Origin of the sequence: Martelella limonii (assembly GCF_013344475.1) — a bacterium.
Lineage (GTDB): Bacteria > Pseudomonadota > Alphaproteobacteria > Rhizobiales > Rhizobiaceae > Martelella > Martelella limonii.
Map to the genome: position 1 here is coordinate 1,066,560 of NZ_JABUOU010000001.1, position 18,970 is coordinate 1,085,529.

The window sequence follows — 18,970 nt, forward strand, 5'->3', positions numbered from 1 at the left end:
GGCACCAGGAAGATCGCGCGGCACATGGTCCGGTGATCGCAAGACCCGCGCTTCCTAGTGCGAAACGAACGGCTTGTCGAGTGCGGAGGGCTGCTTTCACGGGTTCATGATGCAGCACAGCAACGGCAGGGAAAACACACGCCATGGAATGCGCGCCCTTGCAATCAATCCAAATTTGAATACTCTATTCAGATAAGAATGATATTCTAACCTGAAGGAGGAGCAGGTGTCAGAAAAGGCTCGCAACCCGGCGCAAAGCTGGGCGGCGGTTCGCGCCCCGCGCCCCATCGTCATCTTCGGCGCCGGCTCGATCGTGGGTGACGCCCATTTGCCGGCCTATCGCATGGCCGGCCTGCCGGTCGCCGGCATCTACGACATCGATCCCGAGCGCACGGCAAAGGTCGCCGCCGAGTGGGATATCACCCCGTTCGCAAGCGTTGATGAAGCGGCTGCCGTGCCCGGCGCGATCTTCGACCTCGCTCTGCCGCCGGTTGCGCATCTGGACGTACTGAACCGCCTGCCCGATGGCGCGGCCGTGCTGCTACAGAAGCCGATGGGCCGCAATCTCGAGGAAGCGACGGCCATTCTGGACATCTGCCGCGCGAAGAAGCTGACGGCGGCGGTGAACTTCCAGCTTCGCTTCTCGCCGATGATGCTCGCCATCCACGATCTTTACCGGAGCGGCGCGCTCGGCGAACTGGTCGATGTCGAGATGCATGCCAACATGATGACGCCCTGGGACCTGTGGCCATTCCTGAAGACCATGGACCGCGTCGAAATCCTGCTGCACTCCATCCATTATCTCGACCTGATACGCCATTTCCTCGGCAATCCGGCGGGCGTGCACGCCCGCACGATGGGCCATCCGCTGTCGACCATGGCCCAGACCCGGACATCGGCAATCCTCGATTATCCAGACCCGGTCCGCGCCGTGCTTTCGATCAACCACAATCATGATTTCGGCCCGAAATTCCAGGACTGCTATTTCCGTTTCGAGGGCACCAGGGGGGTCGCGCGCACGACGCTCGGGGTCAACCTCAACTATCCCAAAGGCGTGCCGGATGAATTGTGGTTCTGCGCGAAAGGCGGCGAATGGCAGCAGATCCCGCTTGCCGGCACCTGGTTCCCGCATGCCTTCGTCGGCGTGATGAGCAATCTCCAGCGCTTCGTCTCAGGCGATGATGACCGCCTGGTCACCTCGGTCGAGGACGCCTGGAACACCATGGCGCTGGTCGAGGCGGCCTACCGGTCGAGCGCTTCGCCCGCGACTCCGATCAAGGAAAGACCATGACTGCAGACAATGATGACCTGCCGCTTGCCGGCATACTTGTGCTGGACATGTGCCAGTTTCTCTCCGGCCCCTACTGCTCCCTGCGCCTGCAGGACCTCGGCGCCCGGGTGATCAAGATCGAGCGCCCCGGTCTCGGCGACCTGTCGCGGCGGCTCTATCTGTCCGACACCGAAATCGGCGGCGATTCCACCATCTTCCACGCCATCAACCGCTCCAAGGAAAGCCTCGCCATCGACATGAAGGACGAGGCCGATGTGACCGCGCTGAAGACGCTGATCGGCAAGGCCGATGTCGTGCTGCAGAATTTCCGTCCCGGCGTGATCACCCGGCTCGGCCTCGATTACGAGACCGTCAAGGCGTACCATCCCGGCATCGTCTACGGCTCGATTACCGGCTATGGCGATGAGGGCCCCTGGGTCGACCGGCCTGGGCAGGACTTGCTCGCCCAGGCCCGTTCCGGCGTGATGTGGCTGAATGGCGACGAGGAGCAGGGTCCGGTCCCCTTCGGCCTCGCCATTGCCGACATGCTGGCGGGCGCGGCCTTGTGCCAGGGCGTTCTTGCCGCGCTGGTGAAGAAGGGCCGCACCGGCAGGGGCGCCCATGTCGAGACCAGCCTTCTCGAGGCGCTGATCGATTTTCAGTTCGAGGTGCTGACCACCCATCTCAATGACGGCAGGCGTCCGCCGAAGCGCTCGTCCTTTCGCTCCGCACACGCCTATCTGTCCGCGCCCTACGGCGTTTATCCGACCGCAGACGGCTATCTGGCGCTGGCCATGATGCCGATCGACCAGCTTGCCGATGCGCTGGGGATCGGCGCGCTCGCCCCCTATCGCGGAAAGCCGGATCTCTGGTTTTCCGCCCGCGACGACATCAAGCGCATCATCGCTGACGTGCTGAAGGAGCAGGCCACCGAGCACTGGCTCGCCATATTGGAGCCGGCAGACATCTGGTGCGCCAAGGTGCTCGATTGGCCGGAGCTCATGGATCATGCCGGCTTCAAGGTGCTCGACATGCTGCAAACGGTAACGCGCGAGGATGGCATCGAAATCCGGACCACGCGCTCGCCGCTGAGGGTCGATGGCAAACGCATGCAGACCCGCCGCGCAGCGCCGAGGATCGGGGAGCAAAGCACGGCCATACGCGCGGAGTTCGGACTGTGACAATCAAACTGAGAGGCATGACCTGGAGCCACCCCCGCGGCTATGATCCCATGGTGGCAAGCGCCAGCGTCTGGCAGGAAAGGACCGGAGTTGCGATTGCGTGGGACAAGCGCAGCCTCCAGGATTTCGAGAGCTTTCCGGTAGAGGAGCTGGCACGGCAATACGACATGATCGTCATCGACCATCCCCATGTCGGCCAGATCACGGCGGAAAACTGCCTGACGCCGCTTGATGTCGAAGGTCGCGAGGATGAACGCAGGGGATTGGAAGACGGCTCTGTCGGTGCCTCCTATGCAAGCTATCACTACAATGGCCGTCAATGGGCTTTCCCGCTGGATGCCGCAGCCCAGGTTCTGGCCTATCGGGAAGACCTGCTGCCAGCGCCTCCCGACGATTGGCAAAGCCTGATCACGCTCGCCCGCGCGGGCCGGGTCATGCTGCCGCTTCGCCCGCCGCACAATCTGATGACATTCTACACCCTGGCCGCCAACACCGGCAGCCCCTGCCGCAATGACGGTCCAGGCCCACTGATCGACGCGGCCGACGGCATGGCCGTCTTCGAAAAGCTGGCTGAGCTTGCGCGCCTTGTGCCGGCGAATAATTTCGCCATGGACCCCATCGCCGTGCTCGAGGCGCTCGCCGCGCCCGCCCCTGAAGCCGCGCTCTCGCCCTACATCTATGGCTATGCGAATTACGCGATTGATGGCTTCCGTTCGCATCGCCTGACTTTCAAGGACATCCCGGCGCTCGGCGAAAACGGCCCCTGCGGCTCTGCGCTGGGCGGCACGGGCATTGCTGTTTCTGCCTTTTCCCCAAACAGGCAGGCCGCCACGGATTATGCCTATTGGGTGGCAGGCGGCGCTGTTCAGTCCGGGCTCTACCCGGAGGCCGGCGGACAGCCCGGCCATGACGCCGGCTGGAGCGCCGAGGCGGTGAACGTCAGGACCCATGACTTCTACCGCAACACCCGGAAAACACTCGAGACCTCCTACCTGCGCCCGCGCCATGACGGCTATATGCGCTTCCAGGCCGAGGCTTCAGAGGCGCTCAATGCGGCACTCCGGGACGGCGCCCCCCCCCATGCCACAATTGCCCGGCTCAACCGGCTGTTCGAGGAGAGTTTCTGATGGAACGTCCGCGCCATTTCGAGGATATTGCCGTCGGCGAGGAGCGCCGCACCTATGGCCGCACGATCACCGAGACCGATTTCGTGGTCCATGCCGGCCATACCGGCGATTTCTTCCCGCACCACATGGACGCCGAACACATGAAGTCGACGTCCTTCGGGCAGCGCATCGCCCATGGCACGATGACATTCGCGATCGGCATCGGTCTGTCGGCGTCGGAAATCAACCCGCTTTCCTTCACCTATGGCTACGAACGCCTGCGCTTTCCCAAACCGGTATTTATCGGCGACACCATCCACACCGTACTGACGATCGCGCGCTGCGAGGACGACCCGAAACGGCCGGACTACGGCCGCGTGATCGAGGAGGTGCGCGTGAAGAACCAGCGTGACGAGGTGGTCATGGCCTGCGACCACGTCTACCTCGTGCAACGCAGGGCTGTCTGAGCGATTGAAGGGATGCGCTCTGCGCCGAAAGACCGGCGACGCTGCAAGGCTCGGTCGCGATGCCCTTGGTCGTGCGGAAAGACAGCAGGCCCTCCAGTCCTTCTCCCGGCCGAAGCCTGAAAGCGTGTCGCCGCCGGACGGCAATTCCATGCCGCCGGCAAAACACTCATTGATGAATGATCTGTCCTGCATCAATGTCGCAGGCAAGCTCCAGCGCGTGTGCGGCCTCGCCGGCCAAGCGCTCCAACTGGATGCGCAAGGCCGAGCCGAATGAAGGGCACGGTTCCTGAACAGCAAGCAACAGCGGCCCGCAAGAATGCCGGCGGGGCCGCGGCGAGACTGTCCGAAATTCATACACAACGGAACGCATGCAATTGGTATTATCGGCATATTCGCTCTAATGGTTTCATGGAGGTCACGATCAGAGTGTAAGCCTCAACGGCAACAGCTCTCTGGCGGGCTATCTTTTCGGGAGGAGAAGATGGAGCGCATTGCACGAAAGAAGGAATGGGAAGATTTCATGTCCACGGGACAGGCGCCTGCGGACATTCGTCATGACGTTCTGGAAAGCTGGAAGCGTTCTCTGCGGCACGCGATTGCCGAACGCACCATGGCTCCCGTTCTCGATGAGGAGCGCCTGGAAGGTCGCCGCGCGCGGGCGCGAAGACTTGAGAAGGCCTCGCAAAAGGCCATGCACCGGGCGGGAAACCTGCTGATCGGAACGCGCGACATTCTTCTGCTCAGCGACGATTCCGGGGTGGTGATCGAAGCCGCCGGCGACCCTCACACGCTTGCCGATGCGCAGGAAAATCACCTTTACCCGGGCGGCCAGTGGATCGAGGAAGCGATCGGCACCAACGCCATCGGCACGGCGCTTTATCTCGGCGTGCCGACGCTCATCCGCGATGCCGAGCATTTCTGCGAGGCGATCCAGCGCTGGAACTGCGCGGCGACGCCGATCATCGAACCGGGAACCGGGCGCGTCATGGGCGTGCTCGATATTTCCTGGCCGGGCGCGATCATGCAGCCCAATGCCGTCGCACTGTCGTCGGCGCTGGCCTTGCAGGTGGAGACAGAGCTGAACCAGATGCTCGGCCACGAGCGCGAGCTGCTGCTCGAATATTCCCACATTCGCCGACTGAGGCGCGGCAATGATCAGACGCTGGTCATGGATCGCAATGGGTCGAGCGTGTTTTCGACGGAGGATTTCGCGCGGTTCTGCGAAGATGACGATGCCCTTCGCCAGTTGCCGAAGCTTCTGCCCACGCTGATCGACCGGCCCGCGGGACAGATCGGCGAGGTCCTGGGCGAATGCCTGAACGGCGCCGATTTCGAGGTAATCGAAGCCGAGGGCGAGGCAATTGGCATCATGGTCTCGCTGCGCCGTTCGCGACCGCTGGCGCGCAATTGGGCAGGCATGGAGTTGCAGCAGATCGCCAGCGTCGGACAGGTTTCGGCCGAACTCTGCGCGCAGGCCCAGAGACTGGCCGAGACGCCGATCTCGATCCTGATCGAAGGCGAGACGGGAACGGGCAAAAACGCTCTCGCCAAGGCGATCCACAATGCCAGCAGACAGGCCCACGGCCCGTTTGAGGTGATCGACTGCGCCCAGCTGACCGAGGATACCTTGCGCGCGCTGATCGCTTCTGCCCGCGACACCGAGGCTGGCGGCATGCTGTGCCTCTCGAGCCCTGGCGCGATTTCGCCATCGCTGCAAAAGCTGCTGTTCACGCTCGTCGAACTGGTGTCCGAACGCGGGGGCCGGATCATCGCGCTTTCGGCCCGCTCGCTTTACGACGAGATGCGCGCCCACAATTTCCGCAGCGATCTCTATTACCGGATCGCAGGCGCGCGCCTCCATATCCCTCCCCTCCGGGAACGCTCCGGGGAAATCGAGCCGCTGCTGCGCCGGCTCGTCCAGAGCCATGCCAAGGAAACCGGCAGGCGCGAATTGCGGTTCACCTCCGGCGCCATGAGCGCGTTGCAGGCCTATGCCTGGCCGGGCAACCTGCTCGAGATGCGCAATCTGATCACGGCGCTCGATGCGCTGTCGCCAAGCGGGCTGATAACCGAGCGCACGCTCCCCCGCGAGTTTCATCAGCGCGCGCAATCCGATCGTACGGAGACACTCCGCGATGTCGAACGGGCGGAAATCCTCGGCGCGGTGAAGGCCGAAGACGGCAATCTCTCCCGCGTGGCAAAACGCCTCGGCATAGCCCGCTCCACGCTCTACCTCAAGCTCGACAGCTACGGCATTTCGCGCGAGCGAAAGGACTGATTTCGCGTCCGCAAGATGTCCGTCCGGACGCATGAAAACCGGACACTCCCGGCATTCACAAAAGGTGCATCCTCTCAATCGTGGCCGTCCCCTCTCGGGATGGCCGGAACAATGGGAGGAGTTTTTCGTGTCACTTGAGCAGAGAAGCAACCGTTCGGTCCAGGTGCTCGGCATCGATGCGGGCGGGACGATGACCGATACGTTCTTCGTCGATTCCGACGGGGATTTTGTGGTCGGCAAGGCGCAGTCAACGCCCGACAATGAGGCGCGCGGACTGATCGAATCGAGCCGAGAGGGACTGGAGCGCTGGGGCCTGTCGCTTGAGGATGCGCTGGGCTCGATCCAGACCGGCGTCTATTCCGGCACGGCCATGCTCAACCGCGTGGTTCAACGCAAGGGTCTCAAGACCGGTCTCATCGTCAATGCGGGCATGGAGGATTTCCACCGCATGGGCCGTGCCTGCCAGGCCTATCTGGGGATGGCCTATGAGGACCGCATTCACCTCAACACCCACTATTACGACGATCCGCTGGTGCCGCGCCACCTGACGCGCGGCGTCATGGAGCGGGTCGACATGTTCGGCACGGTGGTCATTCCGTTGCGCGAGGATACCGCCCGCCAGGCGGCGAAGGAACTGATCGCGCAGGATGTCGAAGGCATCGTGATTTCGCTGCTGCACAGCTACAAGAACCCCGCGCATGAACGCCGGGTGCGCGATATCGTCGAGGAAGAGGTCGCCAAGGCCGGCAAGCAGACCCCGGTCTTCGCATCGACCGACTACTATCCGGTCCGCAAGGAAACCCACCGCACCAATACCACCATCCTGGAGGCCTTCGCGGCCGAGCCGTCACGCCAGACCCTGAAGAAGATCTCGGCCGAGTTCAAGGAGAACGGATCGAAGTTCGATTTCCGGGTCATGGCCACCCATGGCGGCACCATTTCGTGGAAGGCCAAGGAGCTGGCGCGCACCATTGTCTCCGGCCCGATCGGCGGCGTGATCGGCGCCAAATATCTCGGCGAGGTGCTGGGCTACAAGAACATCGCCTGCTCGGATATCGGCGGCACATCGTTCGATGTGGCCCTGATCACCCAGGGCGAACTGACGATCCAGAACGACCCGGACATGGCGCGGCTGGTGCTGTCGCTTCCCCTGGTCGGCCTCGATTCGGTCGGCGCCGGCGCGGGCTCGTTCATCCGCCTCGATCCCTATACCAAGGCGATCAAGCTGGGGCCGGATTCGGCGGGCTATCGCGTCGGCGTCTGCTGGGAGGAGTCGGGTATCGAGACGGTGACCATCTCCGACTGCCACGTGATCCTCGGCTATCTGAACCCCGACAACTTCCTCGGCGGTCAGGTCAAGCTCGACCGGCAGCGCGCCTATAACGCGATGAAGGAACAGGTTGCCGATCCGCTCGGCCTGACGGTGGAAGAAGCGGCCGCAGGCGTCATCGAACTGCTGGACAGCGAGCTGCGCGACTATCTGCGCTCGATGATTTCCGGCAAGGGCTATTCGCCGTCCTCCTTCACCTGCTTCAGCTATGGCGGCGCAGGGCCGGTCCACACCTACGGCTACACCGAAGGGCTGGGCTTCGAGGATGTGATCGTTCCGGCCTGGGCTGCGGGCTTCTCCGCCTTCGGCTGCGCGGCGGCGGACTTCGAATACCGCTACGACAAGTCGCTCGACATCAACATCGGCGAAACGGCCTCGGAGGAAGCCAAGGAGATCGAAGCGAAAACGCTGAACGCAGCCTGGCATGAACTGGCCGAACGGGTGCTCGAGGAGTTCGAGCTGAACGGCTATTCGCGCGATCAGGTCCGCCTGCAACCCGGCTATCGGATGCAGTATCGCGGCCAGCTCAACGATCTGGAAATCGACAGCCCCATCGGTTCGGCCAGGACTGCCGAGGACTGGGACAAGCTGGTCGATGCCTTCAACGACACTTACGGACGGGTATATGCCGCCTCCGCGCGCTCGCCGGAGCTCGGTTTTTCCGTCACCGGCGCGATCATGCGCGGCACCGTGCCGATCCCGAAACCCCGCATTCCGAAGGAGGAAGAAGGCATCCCGACGCCGGCTGAGGAGGCCAAGCTCGGGACCCGCAAATTCTACCGCAAGGGCAAATGGGTCGATGCGCAGCTCTACCGCATGGAAAGCCTGAAGCCCGGCAACCGGGTCACCGGGCCTGCGATCATCGAATCCGACGCCACCACCTTTGTCGTACCAGGCGGTTTTGAAACCTGGCTCGACGGTCACCGGCTGTTCCATCTGAAAGAAGTGTAACGGTCAAGGGAGGAGAAACATCATGAATGTACAAACCGATATCCGCGGCATCGTGCGTGGCGGCCAGACGCTGAAACAGCACCGCGACGAGATCATGGAAAAAACCAAGAGAACGGGCCACTATGCGGGCCTCACGGAGCGGACGCTGCACAAGGAAAGTCCGATCCTCTACAACAAGCTGTTCTCGCGCCTGCGTGCCGGCGTCGTGGATGCCCGCGAAACCGCGAAGAAGATCGCCGCAAGCCCGATCGTGGAGCAGGAAGGCGAGCTTTGCTTCACCCTCTACAATGCGGCTGGCGACGCGATCCTGACATCGACGGGGATCATCATCCATGTCGGCACCATGGGCGCGGCGATCAAATACATGATCGAGAACGACTGGGAGGGCAATCCCGGCGTCAAGGACAAGGATATCTTCTGCAACAATGATTCCCTCATCGGGAACGTGCACCCCTGCGATATACATACGATCGTTCCGATCTTCCACAAGGGCGAGTTGATCGGCTGGGTCGGCGGCGTGACCCACGTGATCGATACCGGTGCTGTCGGTCCGGGCTCCATGACCACCGGTCAGGTCCAGCGCTTCGGCGATGGCTACTCCATCACCTGCCGCAAGATCGGCGAGAATGACGAACTGAAGCGCGACTGGCTCCATGAAAGCCAGCGCGCGGTGCGCACCACCCGCTACTGGATGCTGGATGAACGCACCCGCGTCGCCGGCTGCCACATGATCCGCAAGCTGGTCGAGGAGGTGATCGCCGAAGAAGGGATCGATGCCTACTGGAAGTTCGCCTATGAATCGGTCGAGCATGGCCGCGTGGGCCTGCAGAACCGCATCAAGGCGATGACCATTCCGGGGGTCTATCGCCAGGTCGGCTTCGTCGACGTGCCCTACAACCATGAAGATGTGCGCGTGCCGTCGGACTTTGCCAAGGTCGACACCATCATGCACACGCCGTCGGAAATGACGATCCGGCCGAATGGCACGTGGCGTCTCGATTTCGAGGGCTCGAGCCGCTGGGGCTGGCATACCTATAATGCCCATTCCGTCAGCTTCACCTCCGGCATCTGGGTGATGATGACCCAGACGCTGATCCCGACCGAGATGATCAATGACGGGGCGGCCTACGGCACGGAATTCCGTTTGCCGAAAGGCACCTGGATGAACCCGAACGACCGGCGCGTGGCGTTTGCCTATAGCTGGCACTTCCTCGTCAGTTCGTGGACGGCGCTGTGGCGCGGCCTGTCGCGGTCCTATTTCGGGCGCGGATATCTGGAAGAGGTCAATGCCGGCAACGCCAACACCTCGAACTGGCTGCAGGGCGGCGGGTTCAACCAGTATGACGAGATCCATGCGGTGAACTCGTTCGAATGCGCGGCCAACGGGGTCGGCGCTTCCGCAATCGCCGACGGCATCAGCCATGCCGCCGCGATCTGGAACCCGGAAGGCGACATGGGCGACATGGAGATCTGGGAGCTGGCGGAACCGCTGGTCTATCTCGGACGCCAGATCAAGGCGTCGTCGGGCGGTGCAGGCAAGTATCGCGGCGGCTGCGGCTTTGAATCGCTGCGCATGGTCTGGAACGCCAAGGACTGGACGATGTTCTTCATGGGCAACGGCCATATCAGCTCCGACTGGGGTCTGATGGGCGGTTATCCGGCAGCCTCCGGCTATCGCTTCGCAGCCCATGATACCGGGTTGAAGGAAAAGATCGCCAATGGCGACCCGATCCCCTTCGGCGGCGATACCGACCCCGAAAACCCGACCTTCGACGCGCTGGTGAATGCCGAGGGCATCAAGCGCGACAAGCAGGCGATCACCACAGAGGAGATGTTCAAGGATTACGACCTTTATCTCAACTACATGCGCGGCGGGCCGGGCTTCGGCGATCCGCTGGATCGCGAGCCGCAGTCCGTGGCAACCGACGTGAACGGCGGATATCTGATCGAACGTTTCGCCGAAACGGTCTATGGCGTCGTCCTGAAGAAAGGCGCTGACGGCCTGTTCACGGCCGACGAGGCTGGCTCCAAGGCCCTGCGCACGAAGATCCGCAAGGAGCGTCTCGAAAAGGCCCAGCCGACCCGCGAATGGATGGCGAAGGAGCGCGAGCGGATTCTCGCAAAGGATGCCGGCACCCATGTCCAGCAGATGTTCGCGGCAAGCTTCAAGCTCGGCCCGAAATGGGAGGAAGGTTTCCGCAAGTTCTGGGACCTGCCCGACGACTGGCAGCTGAAGGAGGCGGATCTTCCGATCCCGTCCTATGGCCGCGAGTATTCGATGGACCTTTCCGATCTGCCGGATGTGAAGACCGTTCAGTTCGTCGAGGAGTGATCCCACCGGGCGCCGCGAAAAAACCGCCATTCTGCGCGGCGCCCCTTTTTATTCAGGAGAAAGACAATGGCTTACACCAAGGCAAAGATCAAAGACCTCGTCGATGGCAAGATCGACCGCGACACGCTCCAGACGATGCTCTCGACGCCCAAGGATGCCGACCGTTTCGTCAAATATATCGAGATCCTGCAGGAACAGGTGCCATGGGAGGACAGGATCATCCTGCCGCTGGGACCGAAGCTCTACATCGTGCAGCGCCCCTCGGACAAGAAATGGGTGGTCAAATCCGAGGCCGGGCACGAGTTCTGCGACTGGCGCGAGAACTGGAAACTCCATGCCGTAATGCGGGTGCGCGAAACGGCCGCCGAGATGGAGGAACTCTATCCCCGGCTGATGGCGCCCTCGTCGAACTGGCAGGTGATCCGCGAATATTACTGCCCGAAATCGGGCGACCTGCTGGATGTCGAGGCGCCGACGCCCTGGTATCCGGTGATCCATGACTTCGAGCCGGATATCGATGCCTTCTACACTGAATGGCTGGGGCTCGAGGTGCCGGAACGCGCGGCCTGATCGCGGAACTCAGACCGTCAACAGGACGCCGCGCAACCATCTCCGCGCGGCGTTTTGTCGCTTCCCTTTCGAGAAGCTGTCCGAGATTCGGACACATTCAGCCGGTTTTTGAGGAGTACACTTCCTTCAGAAGGTTGCTTTGCAGCCGTTAGAAAACAAGGGAGGCGTTTCGATGAAAGCACTCGTTTATAACGGACCTGGAGAAAACGACTGGGTCGAAAAGGAAAAGCCGGGCATCCAGAAGCCCACCGATGTCATCGTCAAGATCACCAAGACGACCATTTGCGGCACCGATCTTCACATCCTCAAGGGCGATGTGCCGGCGGTGACGCCGGGCCGGACGCTCGGGCATGAAGGCGTCGGCATTGTCGAGGAAGTCGGCAATGCCGTGGTCAACTTCAAGCCCGGCGATCCGGTGCTGATTTCCTGCGTGACCTCCTGCGGCAAATGCGCCAATTGCAAGCGCCAGCTTTACGCCCATTGCTCGGATGGCGGGTGGATTCTGGGTCATCTGATCGATGGCACCCAGGCCGAATATGTCCGCATTCCCCATGGCGACAACTCGCTCTACCCGATCCCAGAGGGCGCCGACGAAGAAGCGCTGGTGATGCTCTCCGACATCATGCCGACCGGTCTTGAGATCGGCGTGCAGTATGGCCACGTGAAACCGGGCGATACGATCGCGATCGTCGGCGCGGGTCCCGTGGGCATGTCGGTTCTGTTGACGGCGCAGTTCTATTCACCGGGACGGATCATCATGGTCGACATGGACCCGTCACGTCTTGAACTCGCAAAGCAGTTCGGCGCGACTGACACCGTTCATGTCGGGTCCGAGGATGCGGTCGAGAAGATCATGGCGATGACTGACGGTCTCGGCGTCGATGTCGCGATCGAGGCGGTCGGTGTGCCCGCAACCTTCGACATTTGCCAGAAGATCGTGTCGGCGGGCGGCAATGTCGCCAATGTCGGCGTCCATGGCACCCCGGTGGAGCTGCATATCGAGGAGCTGTGGATCAAGAACATCAATATCTCGATGGGTCTGGTCAGCACCAATACCACCCCGATGCTGCTCAAGACGCTGAGCGCCGGCAAGGTCGATCCGGGCAAGCTGGTGACCCACCGTTTCGCGCTCGACAAGATCATCGATGCCTATGAGGTGTTCGGCAATGCCGCGCGCGAAAAGGCGATGAAAGTCATCCTCAACGCCTGACCGCCCCTGCAGCCCACGCTTGATACGCAAGGCATTCTCCGCCGGATACTGAGGACATCAAACCATTATGTTCATGGGTCTCTGGCGGAGAGCAAGATTGTATCCGCCATGCCTCACAAGCACGCATGGATTGTCATCGCGACGAGCGACCGTTGAACTCCGGTTTTGCGGTCGGCTAATTGTAATCCTGATCCCGTTTTTATGCCTTGATGCTCCCGAAAGCATCAGTGAAGTGGCCGGCAAAAGTTGCGAGTTTTGAAACACCGCCTTCGGCTCTTTATGAGAGCCACCCTGACCACTTTGAATGCCAAACGCCTCACCCTTGAAGCATCGCAAAGCCACGCGCTTGACGGGCAGAAATATTGACGGGACATGTTGCTCGAAGATAGCGTCCGTCGTGGATAGCGCTGTCGAATGACGGCATGCTTCCCGGTCGCTGGAATGCATCGTGTCGCCACGCATTCCTCGCATGGCGCAAACGTCTCTTGGCAGTATCGATCGTCGAAGTTTCAGCGAGCGCGTGAAGGTCCGGTCGATCCTGGCGTGTTCCGGAAACTGGTCGACCTGCTTTCCAATGTTCACAAGCGGTGCGACCGTCGCCTTTGAACAGGCATCGGCTCGGCCGCTTTCGGGTCAAGCAACATGTGCCCGAGAACTAACGCGCCAGAGTGTGATCGGATCGCGGCCCGCGCTCTTTCAGCGTTTTGAGGAGCACTTCATACGCGCTGTCGATGTCCTCCCGCAGGGCGGAGACCGCGCCCCCCGCATCGCCCGCGCAGATTCGCTCATACAGAGCGCGGTGCTGCCGGTTCGACGCCTTGTAGTGACCATGGCGTTGCAGCAAGTGGAACTGCGGATTGATGCGGAGCCAGAGCGTGGCGATGATATCAAGCATGAGCGCGGAGCCCGCCTGCGTGTAGATCGCGAAATGGAATTCGTAGTTGCGGTGGATGAAATCACGCACCTGCCCCTGGGCTTCCGCATCTTCCATGCGTTGCAAAAGGGCCTCGAGTTTCGCCTCGAACGCCGGCGTCCGATTCGCCACAGCCCAGGTGACAGCCGAGGCCTCGATCTCGGAACGGACCTTGCGCAAATCCTCGAGCTGCGCCGCGCCAAGCAGCGGCACCCCGATCGACCGGCCCGAAACGACCGTCAGCGCGCCCAGCGCCATCAGCCGGGAAATCGCCTCGCGAACGGGCATCGGACTTACATCCAGCGCTGTGGCGATGCTCGCCACGGTGACCGATTCTCCTGGCGCGATCTCGCCCTGGAGGATCAGGTCGCACAGGCGCTGGTGCACAAGAGCCTGAAGCGTCTCCTTCTTCAACGGCGTTACATTTTCGAGCATGGTGAATCCCTTTGTCCTGAAGGGGGAAGGTACGAAATTTCTGGTCAAAGAGAAAGATGTTTTGACTTTTGATCAAAGATATTTAATCTTGAGTTCTGTCGGGCGATCGGGAGAGTCGCCTTTAACGGGAGGAAATCATGATTGGACGTTTACTTGCGGGCGCTGCCTGCGCCATCGGCCTTGCCGGAGCAGTACAGGCCGCCGAGCCCTACAAAGTCTTTCTTTCGATGAGCTACATCGGCAATGACTGGCAGGCCGAAGCCTCGAACATGATCAAGGCGCTGGCCGCATCGGAAGACTACAAGGATCGCGTGAACCTTGAGGTGCAGGTCGCCGGCCCCAATGCCCAGCGCCAGATCCAGCAGATCAATGCCATGGTGCAGGCGGGCGCGGATGCGATCGTGGTCTACCCGATCTCGCCCACGGCGCTGAACAGCGTGGTCCGCAGCGCCTGCTCGCGCGGCGTGACGATCATCGCCTACGATGCTGAAATCACCGAGCCCTGCGCCTACAACGTCACCATCGATCAGGCCGAAGCGGGCCGTAAGACCGCCGAATGGCTGGTCGAAAAGATGGGCGGCATGGGCGATGTCGTCATGGTAACGGGCGTGCCCGGAACCTCGGTTGACACCGCCCGCACCACGGCCGCGAAGGAAGTCTTCGCCGAGCATGAGGGCATCAACATCGTCGGCGAAGCCGTAGGCATGTGGAGCCAGGCGGTGGCAAGGACCGAGCTCAACAAGCTGATGGCGACCCGCGACTGGTCCGCGATCGACGGTCTGTGGATGCAAGTTGGCTGCTATACCGCCAATGCCATGCAGCTCGAGGCGGGGCAGGCGCCCGAGGATCTGCTGCCCTGCGCCGGCGAAGGCTCGAACGGCGGCCGCATCCAGATGTTGCCCACCGATACTGCGGTCGATGGCGCCGCATCCCCCTATGCGCCAATGGGCGCGCAACGAATTTCCTATGCTTCTCCGCCATATTCCGGCGCGCTGGCGCTGAAGCTGGCCGTCGACAAACTCGATGGAACCGATATTCCGCAGCACACCACCCTGCCGCTGCCGTTGGTTACCAACGAAACGGTCGAGCTGTGCGAAACCGGGAGCTGGGAAGAACAGAAGGCCGGCTGCAACGTGTTCCAGCCAAGCCTGGTGTCGAACCCCGGCTGGTTTGCCTCGATCTTCTCGGAAGAACTGCCGCAGCTCGGCTTGAACGCTGCCCTGGTGGGCCAGCCCGAGCGCTGATCCCCTGCCCCGATCCGGCGGCAGCCTGCCGCCGGTCCCCTCTTCCCAAGTATTCGCGAGGACGCCATGTCATCCGCAACCGCTGTCGCGGTCTCCGGCCTGACCAAGGCCTACGGACCGACCGTGGCCAATGACCAGGTCGAATTTTCCGTTGCCCCGGGCAAAGTCCACGCATTGCTGGGCGAAAACGGCGCGGGCAAGTCGACCACAATGAAGCTGCTGTCGGGTCTCGTGCGGCCAGATGCCGGCAGCATCCGCATCGACGGACGGGATGTCGTTCTGCGTTCGCCGCGCGATGCCCATGCGGCCGGCGTACAGACCGCCTTCCAGGAGCTGACCCTGGTGCCCGATCTGACGGTGCTCGACAACATGCTTCTGCCACGCGCGCCCTGGACGCCGCTCGGCACGCTGAACCGCGGCCGCACCCGCCGCGCCGTATGCGCCCATTTCGAAGCGCTCGACCTTTCCGTCGATCTTGACGCGCTCGCCGGCGAACTGACGCTCGCGGTCCGCCAGAAGATCGAAATCGCCCGGGCGCTCTATCGCAATCCCCGGATCCTGTTGCTGGACGAGCCGACCTCGGCCCTGTCGGGCAGCGATGTCGACTGGCTCGGGCGCATCATCGCCGATGCGGCGGCGCGTGGCATCACGGTGCTGTTCATATCGCACCGCATGCCAGAAGTGCGCGCCTTTTGCGACACGCTGACGATCCTGCGCAACGGGCGCTCGGTGCATTCGGCAAAGGTCGCCGATGTCACCGATGCCGAGGTGGTCGAAATGATCATCGGCCGCTCGGTCGAAAACGCCTTCCCACCGCCACGCCCCTCGCGCGACCGGCACGGCGAAACGCCGGTGTTGGCAACACGCGGCCTGTCCGCCGGGCCCAAGCTCAAGGATGTCGACATTGCGCTTCACCGGGGCGAGATCCTAGGCATTGCCGGATTGCAGGGCATGGGTCAGGAAGCGCTGTTTTCCGCGCTTTTCGGACAGGCACACCTCTCAAATGGCCATGTCGAGCTGGACGGCAGCCCGCTGCACCTGCGCTCGCCCGCCGATGCTCTGCATCCCTCCGTCGCGATCGGGCTTGTGCCCGAAGAACGCAAGACCCAAGGTCTGTTCCTCAAGCTGCCGGGGCGGCAGAATGCCAGCCTGCCGGTGTTGGACCGGTTCAGCCGTGGCCCGCTGCTGGATGAAGCCGCCGAGGCGCGTGCTGCTGCCGGGGCCTTTGCCGCCGTCGAGGTTGACGGGCGGGCGCATTATCTGCCCGCCGGCGCTTTTTCGGGCGGCAACCAGCAGAAGATCGTGCTGGCGAAATGGCTGGTGGCGCAAAGCCGCATCCTGCTCCTCTTCGATCCGACGCGGGGCATAGACGTGGGCACCAAGGAACAGCTCTACGCATTGCTGCGCGCCTATTCCGACGCCGGCGGCTCTGTACTCATGCATTCGACCGAAATTCCCGAACTGGCGCATCTCTGTGACCGGGTCGGGGTGCTTTACGAGGGCCGCGTGAGCCGCTGGCTCGAAGGCGAAGCCCTGACCGAGAACGCCATCATGGAAGCAACGCTCGGGGGCTGCGATCCGCTGCACGCCGCTAACCCCAGCGCCCGCCAGGAGATCCCGGCATGACTGATCAGCACCTTGGCTCTACCCCCCATACCGCCACTCTTTCGGGCCTGCGCAGCCTGAAGCGCGCCCAGGCGGTCATCGTCGCAGCACTTGTCTTTTCCGGGTTGATGCTGCTGAACAGCTTTCTGAGCCCCTATCCGCTGAGCTATTTCGACATTTCCTTCCTTGCAAGCGGCGGGGCAACCACCGCCATCGCTGCTGCCGGTCAGACACTGGTGATCCTTTCCGGTGGGTTCGACCTGTCAGCCGGCGCCGTGGTTTCGCTGGTCAATGCGGTTCTGGCGACCTCCATGGACCCGGCGAACGCCGAGGCTTCCGTGCTGCTGTGGACCGCCGTCGGGATCGCAACCGGCATGGGCGTCGGCGCGGTAAATGGTTTTTTCGTCGCGGTGATGCGGCTTCAGCCGATAGTGGTGACGCTCGCGGTCATGTTCATCGTTCAGGGGCTGACGCTGCTGATCATGGCGACGCCCGGCGGCTTCGTCTCGCCGTCGCTGGCATCATTCTATCTCGGCGACACGCTGCCGGGACTGCTGCCAGCGCCGCTGACCCTGCTCGGCGTGCTGATCCTGGCATGGCTCTGGCTGAAGCGCACGGCGTTCGGCGTGGCGCTCTTCGCGGTCGGCAGCGATCCCGAGGCGGCCCGGGCGACCGGCCTCAGGACCCGCACCGTCACCTTCGTCACCTACATGCTTGCAGGCGGTCTCTACGGACTGGCCGGGGTCTTCGTCAGCGCCCAGACCGGCAGTGGCGATCCGCTGGTGGGCAACGCGTTGCTGCTGCCGACCTTCGCCGCCGTCGTCATCGGCGGCACCCGGCTCGGCGGCGGCAAGGGCGGCATTCCCGGCACGATCCTCGGAGCCTATATCCTGATGATCGTGGTCAACCTGCTGCTGTCGCTCAACGTCTCGGCCTATTACGCGACCATCGCCGAAAGCGCCGTGCTGCTGGTTGCGGTGCTGGCAGGTTCGCTGAGCAAGAACAGCCCGCTTTCGCAGCGCTTGCGTGAGTTGAAGGACGCGCTTGCCGCCCGCCGCAAGGGCTGGCTGGTGTCGCAACGCCCGAAGGCCGACCGCAGACTTGCCTTCACACAGCCATCCGGAACCGCGCCGAAGCTGAGCCTCATGCAGCGTTATGGCGCGACGCTGCGTCATGCGCTTCCGGCCTGGCTCTGCCTTGTGCTGGTGCTGATCGCGACGCAACTGGTGCTCGGCGGCGTATTCACCGGATGGCGCTACTGGGATTCGCTGCTGGTGCTCTCTAGCTTCCTCGCTATCCTCGCGTTGGGACAGGGCGCGGTGATCCTGACCGGCGGGCTAGACCTGTCGCTGCCCTGGTGCATCGCGCTTTCGGGCGTGCTGATGACCGGACTGGTCGGAGGCCAGGACGCGGGTCTTCTGGTCGCGCTGCCGGTGGTGTTCGCCGTGGCCGCGCTGATCGGGCTTGCGAACGGGCTCGGCGTGGTCGCTTTGGGGCTATCGCCGATCGTGGTGACGCTGGCGATGAACGGCATCCTGCAGGGTGCAGCGCTGATTTGGTCCGGCGGCACGCCGGCGGGCTTTGCGCCGCCCGCGCTGCGCTGGCTCATGACCGGCAAGATCCTCGGCGTGACCCCGGTCATCCTGTTCATGATCGCCTTTGCCGCCCTCGCGATCCTGCTTCTGGGCCGCACCGTCTTCGGCCGCCGCGTCTATGCCGTCGGCAACAGCGCGCTCGCCGCGCGCCTGTCGGGGGTGCGCACCGGGCGGGTGATCGTCTCGGTCTATATCCTGTCAGCGCTCTGCGCCGCGTTGGTGGGCGTGTTGCTCGCCGGGTTCTCCGGACAGGCGAGCCTCGGCATGGGCGACGACTATCTGCTGCCCTCGATCGCCGTGGTGGTGGTCGGCGGCGCGCTGATCACCGGCGGGCGCGGGCATTACGCTGGCATGCTGGGCGGCGCGCTGCTGCTGACCGCGATGCAGACCCTGCTCGCGGGCACCGCCCTGCCCTTTGCTTTCCGATCCGTATTCTTCGGCCTCGTCATCCTGATGGCCGTGATCGCCCTGCGCGAATGAAGG

General features: G+C 62.9%; 13 protein-coding genes. 12 read left to right on the forward strand and 1 reads right to left on the reverse strand.

Annotation, left to right across the window (positions count from 1 at the left end; genetic code table 11):
• The first annotated feature begins 226 nt into the window (after positions 1-226).
• From HPQ62_RS04945 to HPQ62_RS04985, 9 genes are all read left to right on the forward strand, one after another.
• Entirely contained in the window at positions 227-1,291 is a 1,065-nt protein-coding gene (locus tag HPQ62_RS04945; RefSeq protein WP_174801350.1) for a Gfo/Idh/MocA family oxidoreductase, read from the forward strand.
• Positions 1,288-2,451: a CaiB/BaiF CoA transferase family protein gene (locus tag HPQ62_RS04950; RefSeq protein WP_174801351.1), complete on the forward strand. Its 1,164-nt coding sequence runs from the start codon at positions 1,288-1,290 to the stop codon at positions 2,449-2,451. Before HPQ62_RS04945 ends, HPQ62_RS04950 begins: the two co-directional genes overlap by 4 nt.
• Before the next feature lie 17 nt (positions 2,452-2,468).
• Positions 2,469-3,578 carry an extracellular solute-binding protein gene (locus HPQ62_RS04955; protein ID WP_174801454.1) on the forward strand — a complete coding sequence of 370 codons (1,110 nt, stop codon included), beginning with the start codon at positions 2,469-2,471 and terminating at the stop codon, positions 3,576-3,578.
• The gene (locus tag HPQ62_RS04960; protein ID WP_174801352.1) at positions 3,578-4,024 is read left to right on the forward strand and encodes a MaoC/PaaZ C-terminal domain-containing protein; all 447 of its coding nucleotides are present in this window, start codon (positions 3,578-3,580) and stop codon (positions 4,022-4,024) included. Before HPQ62_RS04955 ends, HPQ62_RS04960 begins: the two co-directional genes overlap by 1 nt.
• Positions 4,025-4,544: 520 nt before the next feature.
• Complete coding sequence (locus HPQ62_RS04965; protein ID WP_244629545.1) at positions 4,545-6,302, forward strand: sigma-54-dependent Fis family transcriptional regulator; 1,758 nt, start codon at positions 4,545-4,547, stop codon at positions 6,300-6,302.
• A 31-nt stretch (positions 6,303-6,333) separates the two neighbouring features.
• Complete coding sequence (locus tag HPQ62_RS04970; protein WP_194246263.1) at positions 6,334-8,583, forward strand: hydantoinase/oxoprolinase family protein; 2,250 nt, start codon at positions 6,334-6,336, stop codon at positions 8,581-8,583.
• Between the two features lie 22 nt (positions 8,584-8,605).
• Positions 8,606-10,915 (forward strand): hydantoinase B/oxoprolinase family protein, encoded by a 2,310-nt coding sequence (locus HPQ62_RS04975; protein WP_174801355.1) that lies wholly within the window; start codon positions 8,606-8,608, stop codon positions 10,913-10,915.
• Between the two features lie 66 nt (positions 10,916-10,981).
• Positions 10,982-11,485 carry an acetone carboxylase subunit gamma gene (locus HPQ62_RS04980; protein WP_174801356.1) on the forward strand — a complete coding sequence of 168 codons (504 nt, stop codon included), beginning with the start codon at positions 10,982-10,984 and terminating at the stop codon, positions 11,483-11,485.
• 172 nt (positions 11,486-11,657) lie between these two features.
• Complete coding sequence (locus HPQ62_RS04985) at positions 11,658-12,695, forward strand: zinc-dependent alcohol dehydrogenase family protein (protein WP_174801357.1); 1,038 nt, start codon at positions 11,658-11,660, stop codon at positions 12,693-12,695.
• A gap of 655 nt (positions 12,696-13,350) precedes the next feature.
• On the opposite strand, the gene HPQ62_RS04990 is transcribed toward HPQ62_RS04985, so the two are convergent.
• Positions 13,351-14,043: a GntR family transcriptional regulator gene (locus HPQ62_RS04990; protein ID WP_174801358.1), complete on the reverse strand. Its 693-nt coding sequence runs from the start codon at positions 14,041-14,043 to the stop codon at positions 13,351-13,353.
• Between the two features lie 137 nt (positions 14,044-14,180).
• On the opposite strand from HPQ62_RS04990, the gene HPQ62_RS04995 reads away from it, so the two are divergent.
• The 3 genes from HPQ62_RS04995 to HPQ62_RS05005 all read left to right on the forward strand — a co-directional run bounded on the left by HPQ62_RS04995 (position 14,181) and on the right by HPQ62_RS05005 (position 18,967).
• Positions 14,181-15,287 carry a sugar ABC transporter substrate-binding protein gene (locus tag HPQ62_RS04995; protein WP_174801359.1) on the forward strand — a complete coding sequence of 369 codons (1,107 nt, stop codon included), beginning with the start codon at positions 14,181-14,183 and terminating at the stop codon, positions 15,285-15,287.
• Positions 15,288-15,353: 66 nt separating this feature from the next.
• On the forward strand, positions 15,354-16,913 hold the full coding sequence (locus HPQ62_RS05000) for a sugar ABC transporter ATP-binding protein (RefSeq protein WP_174801360.1): 1,560 nt from the start codon (positions 15,354-15,356) through the stop codon (positions 16,911-16,913).
• Positions 16,910-18,967: an ABC transporter permease gene (locus tag HPQ62_RS05005; protein WP_174801361.1), complete on the forward strand. Its 2,058-nt coding sequence runs from the start codon at positions 16,910-16,912 to the stop codon at positions 18,965-18,967. The genes HPQ62_RS05000 and HPQ62_RS05005 overlap by 4 nt, the downstream gene beginning before the upstream one ends.
• Positions 18,968-18,970: the final 3 nt, after the last annotated feature.